This is a genomic window from Aquimarina sp. RZ0 (assembly GCF_008370685.1).
In the GTDB taxonomy this organism is placed as follows: domain Bacteria; phylum Bacteroidota; class Bacteroidia; order Flavobacteriales; family Flavobacteriaceae; genus Aquimarina.
Genome location: NZ_VTZU01000082.1, coordinates 16,934 through 28,837, shown reverse-complemented (window position 1 = coordinate 28,837; position 11,904 = coordinate 16,934). Strand labels below are relative to the sequence as shown.

5 protein-coding genes and 1 pseudogene are annotated in these 11,904 nt (G+C 32.5%); all 6 read right to left on the bottom strand.

The annotated features are described in order from the left end of the window. Nucleotides 1-179, bottom strand: a 179-nt coding sequence (locus F0000_RS28685; RefSeq protein WP_188112234.1) for a transposase, incomplete at its 3' end; no start/stop codon positions are given. 759 nt (nucleotides 180-938) lie between these two features. Then, nucleotides 939-1,289, bottom strand: a complete 351-nt coding sequence (locus F0000_RS22860; protein WP_149627046.1) for a hypothetical protein — start codon at nucleotides 1,287-1,289, stop codon at nucleotides 939-941. Nucleotides 1,290-1,468: 179 nt separating this feature from the next. Further along, a pseudogene (locus F0000_RS28395) lies at nucleotides 1,469-2,771 on the bottom strand (IS66 family transposase); the annotation flags it as partial. A gap of 324 nt (nucleotides 2,772-3,095) precedes the next feature. Next, on the bottom strand, nucleotides 3,096-3,410 hold the full coding sequence (locus F0000_RS22840; protein WP_149627042.1) for a hypothetical protein: 315 nt from the start codon (nucleotides 3,408-3,410) through the stop codon (nucleotides 3,096-3,098). 720 nt (nucleotides 3,411-4,130) lie between these two features. Further along, entirely contained in the window at nucleotides 4,131-8,276 is a 4,146-nt protein-coding gene (locus F0000_RS22835) for a non-ribosomal peptide synthetase (protein WP_149627041.1), read from the bottom strand. Between the two features lie 1,034 nt (nucleotides 8,277-9,310). Next, nucleotides 9,311-11,713: a hypothetical protein gene (locus F0000_RS22830; RefSeq protein WP_149627040.1), complete on the bottom strand. Its 2,403-nt coding sequence runs from the start codon at nucleotides 11,711-11,713 to the stop codon at nucleotides 9,311-9,313. Nucleotides 11,714-11,904: the final 191 nt, after the last annotated feature.

The following is an 11,904-nucleotide window of genomic DNA, read 5'->3' as shown; positions in this document are numbered from 1 at the left end:
CGCAAGGTAGTTCTATACTTACATTGCTTGCATTGATATTGATCTCTAGTAGAAAGCCAGTAGTGTTGTTCTCCCTGGCATCGTTTACAAACAACACCCTGTTTATCTCTTTCTGCTTTAAAATGAGTCTTACAACTAGCTTCGTCCGGAAATTTTTTAAAAAATTCTTGAATCTTCATAATCTTAACCATCTTTAATACAATAAGATACAAATAAATCACCGGTTATGCAAGGAATCCGATAGTCATAAAAAAATATTCAAAAAAACAAGTAAGAATCTAAATAGTCACAAAAATCAAACTTGGTTAAAAAAATCAGTTTTTAGAGATTGCTTTATGAAATCTTTATGCAAAGCAGGTAACCCATAAAAGAATAAGTCTTTTTTTAAATAAATAATCCCCGAGGCAGAGCCGTCGAGGTATTCAACGGAAGAAAATTTATTTTTAGTTTGATGAAAACCTAAGGTTTTCAAACTTTTCTCTTAACCCCGACGCAGAGCGTCGAGGAATTCTATAGATTAAACACCTCGATGGTTCTGCGAGATTATTTATTAAACTTAATAATAAGTACGCTAAAGTGTTATCAAACAAAGAAATAGTAAATGAAGAGGTTTTACTTTTAGGATAAAATGAGTCACCAGCCATATGTGATAATTATCGATTGCTGGCAAAAGAACCGAGTAAAACCTTGCACTATATTATGGTTTTAATACCGCTATCTATACAATAATACGATTTGTGATTAAAAAATTCGTATAAATTCATTGAATTATTTTTTCTTTATGCAAGGCAAAAAAATCAAGCATAGCTATAGCTACGGTTTATTTTTTAAACGAAGTAGAAAGGAAAAAGAAACGATGAATATGCGAAATTTTTAGTTATAAATCGTATAATTAGGCAACCTTACTTGTAGGTAAGGTCGCCCTTATATATTTTAGTTTATCGATTCAGGAATTTCGATTTAATTATATTCTTTATTTTTCTTTTCGGCGGTTTTATTTCACCTGATTCACCTCTATGAGGCATTTTCGATCTTTCATTGCTATTAATTGGAGGATTAAATTGTGATAGATCAGGATCTTTTGCTGCGTTATACAGTTCTTCACCATCAAGCCTTTGATCGATTGACAAAGTTTCTGAAGGAACACTATCTTGTATTCCATTAGGATATTTTCGATCTCTTAACTCTTTTTGTACTGCTATAATCTTTTTTGGATTTTTTGTCGTAACTTTCTCTAGATCTTGCTCTGAAGAACTTCCGATGTTTTTGGTCTTAATATTCTTTCCCATAGTGATTTATAGTTTATAATTAAAAATAATAGTCAAATTAGAAATATTCATATGCGGATATCCTAACGAACGAATTAGTATTTTATATTCACTTCTTAATTTAAACACCACTTGTTGGTGTATAATCCCTAAAAAAATCAAGAATCTTAGGAGGCGTTTATGAAAAAAACTGTGACTAATCAGTTTGCTATTTGACATTGATTTTTTGCAATTTCAATAAGAGCATCAAGTACATTTACACCTTTTTTTATAGCAGTATCAATCACAGATCTTATTTTGGCAAAATTCTTAGCTGCCTTAGGTGTTTTACAATTGTCCAGATATTTTTTGCTTTACCTTGATGTTACGGATCGCTCTTTCTGAGGCATTATTGTCCCCTGGTACTTCTTCAATATATAAGAATATAAATAGGTTTTGTTGTTCCCTTCTCATTCTTTTGTAAAAAGTGTAGAGTTCTTTGAACTTTTTATCCGGGGGTTGTTCTAATAAGTTTTCAAATCCTCGGATAATACCGATCCTTTTATCTTTGTATTTTTCACTCTCGAAGCTTTCTTGCTTTTTCAATGAAAGGGCTTGATACAATAATTGCTGAAATTGATGACTCCACCCCTGGGCTGTATATCTTTCATTTAGATAATTCAATCGTCTTAGTAAATGTGGGATGCATCCTTGATGGTGTATGGTGTTGATAGTTGTGGTCTCCAACCATCACTGACCAATACACTTTGGGTAAAGCCTTCTGGAAATTCATCTTCTATAGCAAGCTTCCCTCTAGTTTCTGAATGAGTAATATAGGTAGCGTCAGATGTTTGCCAAACCCACATCCAATGTTTTTGTCCATTTACTTTAGCTCCTGTTTCATCCGATCCAATTACTTCACTATTGGATACTTGTTCTTTTATAAACTCATATGTAGCAGTAGCTTTGTTTGCAAAACGCTCCAGTAAACAATGAATCCCTCCTTCACTAATAGGGATATTGAACACATCCTTAAAAGCCTCTTTCATTCTGGCGAAGGGAAGATTGACGTGCGTGAAAATACCCTACAAGACTTTCTATGTTAGGACCATAACTTACAGGAGTAGTTACAGCTTCTGGAAATGCACCTTTATTTTGGCATCCACAAGAGCAGGATTTACTGTAGGAACGATATTCTATAAAAACTGCTTTAATAGGTGGAATGTCCAATACCTGACCAGAACTTACTTCTTTACCAGGAATTGCTTCTAAAGAAGATCCGCACTTATAACAATGAGATGGATGTAGTTCTATGATATGATCTGGAGTACTTGTCATTTCGAGTGTTTTTCCCTTATGTCCTAATTGTCCTCCAGGTTTCTTGCCAGAAGATTTACACAAACTTTGGTTAGGTTTTGGACGATGCTCATCTTTCGATGGAGCAACAGAACTATTACGACTGGTTTTAGGGGGCTCGTATTTAGAAAGACGTTCTTTTAGTACTGCATTCTCCTTTTCTAAGAGATCTAAACGAAATTTGAGAGCTTCTAACTGAAGTAGTAATACAGAAGTATCCATACTGCTAAGTAAATAAAACAAGTGATAACCAAAAAACAAAAAGTATGCCTATTTGACATGAAAAACATGACAATTAGGCATGATTCAACATTTTAAAAAAAACAAACTGATTAGTTACAAAAAACTATTGAGTTCATCTTCTGTTTTGGACTGCTTTAGAAACTCATCATCAAATAAATATTCCTTTTTCATGTATGTAAAATTAAAAATTAAACAAAAGACTATCAATAGTTTAAGCCCTCGATAGCCATTTGAATTACATACTTTGTGTTATGTTCTTGATCTAGTTCTGTTTTTATTCTGTTTCTTATACTTCTCATATGTGTTCTCTATATGAACATTTAATCTTCTGAAATGTTCTGCTATTCTAGGTTCTGTTGATGAACTACTACTACCCTTTTTTCTATGCTTATTATAGCCTGGGTCTCTTAATAGTTTGTCATCTGGGTTAGCCACTTTTAATTCTTCAAAAAAATTCTGACTTTGTACATTACTAGGTAACGTAAAGTTAGGCATAGTGGCTGGCTCGGTAGGTTTAGCTACATTCCTACCAGTAAACGAAGATGATCTTGGATCTTTGTACATTCTATTATTATTTTTTAAAATTTATTGTATATTATAAAGACAGCTTAGACTAAGTAAATCCCTATGTATATTATTAATAGTTTGCTATTTAGTTCGTATTAATCTTGATAAAACCTCTTTATTAATGGGGTCTTGAAGGAATTATTAAACGATTAATAACTTGTATTTTCAAGATGAATCTAGCTTTGAGTGGAGAAATAATTAAATTATTTACATACCTCCAGAAGGTGAGGTTTTGATACGGGATTTGCTACAAAACCATGAAAAATTTATTCATCAGGATAATATTTGGAGATAGACTGATATGAGAGCAAAATATCAATACCTCTGTGTCGCACTGTGGTCAGCGTTTTAGTGATTGCGTAATTTTTTGCTCCCTTCATATAGCTACCAGTATCATCAAGAATCACCATCCTGTAGAAATATGTATCAAAAATCACCTCGCAATTTCATTTTTTTCAGTATTGGTCATTGCCTTTCCATCGCTGTGCAAAGACAATATTCTTCGGGGTGCTTTTTTTTAGGCGCTTTGGTCAAACTCTTCTTTTCTGACCAGACACTGAATGATCAAATGTAGAATCAAAAATCGAAAAGTAGCATAGATTTTAACCAGAGCTCAACAATCCTTGACACCATATCCTGAAAAACAGAGTTTTTCCTCGGGCACACCAAGTACAGGCAATGTGGCAAAGACGTTGATTCTCTGCAAAATAGCTCGACCTATCTTATATACACTGTTTTTGAATTCATAAATTTGGCAACATCATCAATATATGGTTTAGACATTATTGTAGTATGTGTAGCGCCTTCTATTGGGTAAGTGAGTACTTCCTTTCTGGTAAAATTTTCCCAATTATTATCGCCAGGTAAGCACATTATATTTACTGTATTTTCCATATCATGATGTATTTTATTTTCTGAATCATAGGCTTTAAAAAACTTAATTGGAGCGTTTATTTTCATTCCTTCTCCAGGACTATACACAATATTACAATTTGTTAAAAGTACCTTTAATTGACGTTTCGTAGTAAAATCGCCAGAAGATACTATTAAGTCATGGGTTAAATCTATCAACTCTTCTTTAGTTTTACTAGTCAGGTCAGTCTTTAACAAAGAATTTTTAGTATCTAGATCTAACCTCTCGCTCCCTATTAAATTTATCAATAAACTTCCAAGATCTTCCTTATAATCTTTTACCGGTAATGAATCAAATGATATCAGTTCTTCTATTACCTGACCCTTATTTTCTAATTGAATAGCCATTTCTAATGCAACTCTTGCTCCAAAAGAATACCCTCCTAGTCGATATGGACCACAAGGCATGATTTTTTGTATCTCTTTTATAAAAAAGCTTGCCAGCTCTTCATTAGTATCTATTATTGCGGATTGATTATCAATTCCCGGGAATTGAAAACTATATATTGGTTGATCTTCGCCTAATAAGGTTGTTAGCTCAAGGAAAGTAGTTGGTATTCCTCCCGCTGGGGGAATAAGGAATAGAGGTCTCTTATTTCCAAATTCATTAAACTTAATAAGAAAAGAAGTTTGGATTTCTTTATCAGATTCCAGTAATTTACCTAGTTTTTCAATCGTGTTACATTCGAATATTTGAGCTACACTGATACTTTCAGAAAAGGATTCTTTAATTTTCGAAATTAATTGCATCACTAGGATAGAGTTACCTCCTAATTCAAAAAAGTTATCGCGGATTCCAATATCATTGTTCATTAGCCTCAATACTTCCCCCCAGATAGCAGCTAATCTCCATTCAATCGCATTTCGCGGAGCTATATATTCCTGACTTGATAGATTGTTTGGCATTATGTAAGGCAATGCTTTTTTGTCTATTTTGCCATTAGTAGTCATAGGTAGCTTATCTAATGCTAACCATAGCTTAGGGATCATATAATCAGGCAATTGGCTTTTTAGTGCATTTTGGATTGCTAATTTGTCAAAATTACCTTCAACTACTACATAGCCTATCAACACATTAGAGCCATCATGATGTTTTTTTGCAATTACACAACAATGCTGAATTACTTCTAGTTGAGAAAGCTGGCTCTCAATCTCACCTAATTCTATTCGATATCCACGAACCTTAACCTGGTCATCCTTCCTGCCAATGAATTCAATATTCCCATCAGGAAGCCACCGTGCCTGATCCCCTGTTTTATACATCCGCGCTCCTTTTTTAAAAGGATTAGGTAAAAATTTATTTTTGGTTAAATCTTCTTTGTTCAAATACCCTTTGGCTAGTCCGGATCCACTAATAAATAGCTCACCAATCATTCCTACGGGAACAGGATTATCACAAGTGTCCAGAATATAAATCTGAGTATTATCTATGGGTTTACCAATAGGAATAGTGGTCAATGATTTATAATTACTAACCTCTGATACAATACAGCCTATTGTGGCTTCTGTAGGTCCATATTCATTATATATGCTGGCTTCTGCTGGTAAACCTTGTAAACAATCCAGATGATAAGAAAATAGTTCTTCACCACCAATAATGATCTCTTTTAAATGTTTACAAGATAGTTCTTTAAAAAACAATAAATGGGTAGGAGTCAGTTTGATAGAAGTAACATTTTCTGTATTAGAAACCATTTCCAACACTTTATGAACATCTTGTTCCTTATAAACGGATAATTGACCACCTGTGAGTAAAGTCATATAGATACTGGTCTGAGTCAGGTCAAATGACAAAGAGGTAAACAATGGAAAATTATATGTGCTGTTTGCAGCACCATAATTAGAAATACAATATAAAATATAATTGAATAAGCTGTTGTGTTCTATCATAACTCCTTTGGGCTTACCTGTGCTTCCAGAAGTATAAATTACATAAGCCAAATTTGATGAATATACCAATTCTTTTATAGGTTGTTCTGTTTCCATAGCTATTAATTCCCAATCCTGATCTAACAAAACTACATCGAGATCTTCGTGCTGCCCTAATCTGGATTTAATGTTAGCAGTACTTAATACGATTTGAACACCTGCATTCTCCAACATATAATCAATACGCTCTTGAGGATATTCTGTATCAACAGGAACATAGGCACCACCACTTTTTAAAACTCCCAATATCCCAATAATCATTTCAAAACTACGATCAATATATATACCAACTAAGGTATTGTGTCTTACTCCTTTCTTTTGCAAATACTGAGCTAATTGGTTTGATTTTTTATCCAACTCTGTATAGGTCATTTTTTTATTTTCATAAACCATAGCGACTTGATCTGGAGTTTTTGCTACCTGTTCAGAAAATAGTTCAATAATAGTTTTATTCTTTGGGTAAGATACTTCGGTGGTATTGAAATCTTCCAAAATCCGCGACTGTTCTTCCTGGGTAATTATTGACAAATCTCCAATCTTATTATTTGGATTGGCAATCAGGCTTTTTAATAATTCTCGGTAATGAATCCCTAGTTGCTCAATGGTCTCTTCTTTAAATAGATTTGTGCGATATTTAACAGACATTTGTAACCCCTTTTTGGTTTCTGATATACTAAAAGCGATTTCCTGACCATTCATCTCATCATTATTAGAAAACAAGTCTGTCTTTAAATTTCTTAATATAACTTCTTCATTTACTGATTGATCTAATAGCTCGAATGTTACCTCAAACATATAATTACAATTGATATATTTGTTATCTCGAAGGTGTTTCAATACAGTATCAAAAGGGACTAATTCATTATCATATCCTTCCAAAGTGGTTTGCCTTACTTGTGATAAAAACTCCAGGAATGACTTTTTCACATCTACCGTACTGCGAAGCGCCAGTGTATTTTTAAATAAACCGATCATGCCTTCTAGTCCTTTTTGTTTTCTATGGTCAATATAGGTTCCCACACAAACATCTGACTGATTGCTATAACGGCTTAGCAGTATCTTTAGAGCGGCTAGTAGTGTCACAAATAAGGTAGTGTCTTTGCTCTTGCTCAGATCCTGTAAGCTATTACTCAGTTCTTTGTTTGATTCAAGCAATATACTGGAGACCGAATAACCCTGGTCTTCTGAGACCATAGTGTCAGCAGGTAATAAACAAGGCGTAACTCTTGATAATTTTGACTCCCAATACGATAACTGCGTGTCCAAAATATCCCTAGGGATATGCCTTTTTTGCCACATTGCATAATCTGCATATTGTAGTGGTAATGCTGGTAAATCAGGTTCTCTTTCTTCTATTTGAGCATTATATAGTTCCTGGAGTTCTTTTACTATAATATGTTTAGATAGTGTATCACCTGCAATAGCATTAAATGTCATTACCAGCTCATAATTATCGCACCCCAGATCATATAAGCACGCACTAAAGATATAATCCTTATACAGATTATAAGGAAAACCTATATATGACGAGATCATATTCTCAAAAGAATCGAAATTCTCTTCCTTAACATATTCATAATCTAATTCCCATAATTCTGCTGGTAATATTCCCTGATATGCTATATCGTTTATATCCCTAAAAATACTTCTTAGAGTCTGGTGTCTCTCAATAATAATTTTTATAGAATTATTTAATATATCTTTATCCAATGCTCCGCATAATTGTAGTCGGATAGAAAGATTAACCCCTTTTTTATCCTGATTCCAAAACCACTCCTGCTCCTGACTATAGCTCAAAGGTGTTTTTTCTAATACATCACGATTATAATTTACAAGTTTTAAGTTCTTTTTGGTTAAAATTCGTTGTTTTTCTTGTTTATCAATAGATTGAGTAATAGTTCTCGTATCTTCATTTTTTTTGATGTTTTTTAATGTGCTAATGTCTATCCTATTGTTGGTAAAGTTTAAAATCATATCCGTGTCTGAAGCTTTTTCCATAATGTTTACTACCTTATTTTTCATATATCACTATCGTTTTTAGTTTTTAATTTTATTGATTACTTGCTTTTGAACCTTGTTTGCTCCTCAGGTTATTACCAAGCTGTAATCTTTGAATATGGTTTTGGAGCAAAACTTCTTTAATTTTTATGCCATTATCATCTAATATTATGACCTTGTGATACTTGTGAAAGAGAAATGGTTTAAAAATGTAAAAACAGTTGAATCTTTTTTGAATTTGTTTTGTGAATTCTTTTTTAAAAACAATCGAAAATCAAAATAACCCTATGTTATACGATTTGTGATTAAAAAATTCGTATAAATTCATTGAATTATTTTTTCTTTATGCAAGGCAAAAAAATCAAGCATAGCTATAGCTACGGTTTATTTTTTAAACGAAGTAGAAAGGAAAAAGAAACGATGAATATGCGAAATTTTTAGTTATAAATCGTATTATACCAACCTATTTTTATCCTAGGCTTAAATAATTTTTTGCTAGTTCCTGGTATAAAATTTAAGGATAATCTTAACTTACAGTTCAATTTCCTAACGAAGAAATAATAGAGAAAGAATCAGATTATTGGTCTAAATTAATGACAGAATTATCCTTGTTCATTATTTGCGAGTAATTTACTTTGCATAATGAGGTGAGCATTTTTTATTTTTAGGAAAAAACTATCAATCAATCTCTTTTTTTCTTTAAAAACTATTTTTTTGTGATTTTCTACATAGAAATCACGTTTTATAGGATATTGAAAATTACCTTTTGTGGTTCGTTGGGGATCATTCAATGTAAGAAAATGACTTATAAAGAATGTGTTAGAAGCTGGATAGCCTGTGATTTCTGATATTTATTTTATAACAATCATAAACACCTGATAAACAAAATTTAAAAACTAAGATGTATGCCCAAAAACACAAGGTTTTAAATGCGTTTATCTTGTATGCAAAATTAGAGTTTGATTATTCAGCAATTATTAAATTTGAGATTTAACGACCAGGCATAAAAAAGATCCCTGAGACTGGGTTATCATTACCACTTCTATGACATTAAGGTATTATCTTTTTGGCCCCGTATTTGATGTTTTAAGCCGGTTAAACATGTTACGAACCAATTGCTTTTTTTTTGCTTTTTTTGCTGCACCTTTTGAAAATTCTATTCCCGGTTTTGTCATTTTATTTAAAAATGATTTTACTCCATCTCCCTGAGTCTTGGTTCTATCAGAGAAATTAGAACTTATATTCTTAACTTGTTCTATGGTTTTTTGCGGTTTTGGTACTACTTTTCTTCCTATTTTGTTCCATTCTATATTTTTTAATTCGTTGTTTACTTTTTTAAGGTTTTTTTTGTTTTCTTTTAGGGAGGCTTTTAGCTTTTCTTTTTCTTTTAACAAAGGGCTTGCTACTTTTGCTTTTTCACTTTCAATTATATCTGTATCGGCAATATTATCAAGCAGATTATCTACTTCTGCAATTTCTACTTCTAGATTTCCTATTTCAGTTAAAACATCATTCGATTCAGTTATTTTTTGATTTTTTAAATCATTCAGTTCTTCCTTTGTTAATTTAAAAATGGATTTTTGATCTGGTGGTAACTCTCGATTTTCTAGTTGATCTGGGATAGGTTGTATTTCTTGTAGAGCTGTTGTGGAATCCTGTAGGTTCTCAGGATTGCTTATATCAGGAGCTGATATCTGGTTTTGATTAATATCATTTTCTATTCCCGGTTTTGTCATTTTATTTAAAAATGATTTTACTCCATCTCCCTGAGTCTTGGTTCTATCAGAGAAATTAGAACTTATATTCTTAACTTGTTCTATGGTTTTTTGCGGTTTTGGTACTACTTTTCTTCCTATTTTGTTCCATTCTATATTTTTTAATTCGTTGTTTACTTTTTTAAGTTTTTTTTTGTTTTCTTTTAGGGAGGCTTTTAGCTTTTCTTTTTCTTTTAATAAAGGGCTTGCTACTTTTGCTTTTTCACTTTCAATTATATCTGTATCGGCAATATTATTAAGCAGATTATCTACTTCTGCAATTTCTTCTTCTAGATTTCCTATTTCAGTTAAAACATCATTCGATTCAGTTTTCTTTTGATTTTTTAAATCATTCAGTTCTTCCTTTGTTAATTTAAAAATGGATTTTTGACCTGGTGGTAACTCTTGATTTTCTAGTACCTGATTTTGATTTTGTATTAGGTCATTTATTTTCTCAATAATCTTTCCCAATACATCTCCAATTTGGTCAATAATTGATTTGAATTCTTCTTTTGAGGAAGCCAGATTATCGGTATCAATTTGAGTTTCTGTTTGTAAGTTTTGAGTGATTTCGTTGCTTATATCAGAGGCATTTGGGTATTCTTCATTTGAGATTTGTTGACCCTCAAAAGTATTAAGTATATTGTTTAATGAATCCCTAGTTTTATCGAATGCATTCTTTAAATCACTATCTGATGTATTATAAGCAAAATCATCTAACAAATTTAAAAAGTCTTGTAAACTTTCTACTTCTTCTTCATTAGATAGTTGTTGAGTAGAATTTAATGTTTTTTCAACATTTGATAATGTTTCTAAGAAATCCAAAGACTTGTCAATATTCTTTAAGTATTTATCATCCGAACTCATACTACTAGGAGAAATTTGATCTGTTTTGATTTCTCTTTCGGGTGTAATATCTATATCATTATCAAGTTCTTGGTTATCCCGACTTGTGGGAGCAGTCTGATCTTGATCTGTGTTGATTTTCTCTCCAGGGGTAACATTTATATTATTATCCAGCTCTTGATAGCTCAGATCTGTGGGAGTGGCCTGATATTGATCTTTGTTGATTTTCTCTCCAGGGGTAACATTTATATTATTATCCAGCTTTTGATAGCTCAGATCTGTGGGAATGGCCTGATATTGATCTGTATTGATTTTCTCTCCAGGGGTAACATTTATATTATTATCCAGCTCTTGATAGCCCTGATCTGTGGGAATTACCTGATCTTGATCTGTGTTGATTTTCTCTCCAGGGGTAACATCTATATCATTCCCCAGTTTTTGATTGTCCTGATCTGTGGGAGTGGCCTGATCTTGATCTGTATTGATTTCTCTTTCGGGTGTAGTATCTATATCATTATCAAGTTCTTGATGGTCCAGATCTATGGGAGTAGTTTGATTTTGATCTGTGTTGGATCCTTGTTCAAACTTGGCAATCATCTTTTCAACCTGTCCCTCATTATCCAGATTCGGGCGAGTAGCCTGATCTCCATCTGTGTTGAGTCCTTGTTCAAACTTGGCAATCATCTCTTCAACCTGCCCCTCATTATCCAGATCCGGGCGAGTAGCCTGATCTCCATCTGTGTTGAGTCCTTGTTCAAACTTAGCAATCATCTTTTTAACTTGTCCTTCATTATCCAGATCCGGATGAGTATTAGAACTTTGACTTTTCTGACTGACTTTATTTTCTAATTTGTTATTCATTTTCTTTTTGAGAATTAATTACTATTTCTATAACAGACATTCATCAAATTTCTATAATGCTTGATGATTGATATATTATTAAATATACGCGTTGTGTGTTTTGATTTTTTTACTCAAAATTTGTTGATTCGAGTGCTTCAACCAAAGGAAGAAGTATATCGAGAATAGGGTTTTGGATCAAAAAAAACTAT

Excerpts from the sequence above, each read along its gene's own strand:
- F0000_RS22860 (WP_149627046.1), bottom strand. The coding sequence starts at position 1,289 with ATGGGAAAGAATATTAAGACCAAAAACATCGGAAGTTCTTCAGAGCAA.
- F0000_RS22840 (WP_149627042.1), bottom strand. The coding sequence starts at position 3,410 with ATGTACAAAGATCCAAGATCATCTTCGTTTACTGGTAGGAATGTAGCT.
- F0000_RS22835 (WP_149627041.1), bottom strand. The coding sequence starts at position 8,276 with ATGAAAAATAAGGTAGTAAACATTATGGAAAAAGCTTCAGACACGGAT.
- F0000_RS22830 (WP_149627040.1), bottom strand. The coding sequence starts at position 11,713 with ATGAATAACAAATTAGAAAATAAAGTCAGTCAGAAAAGTCAAAGTTCT.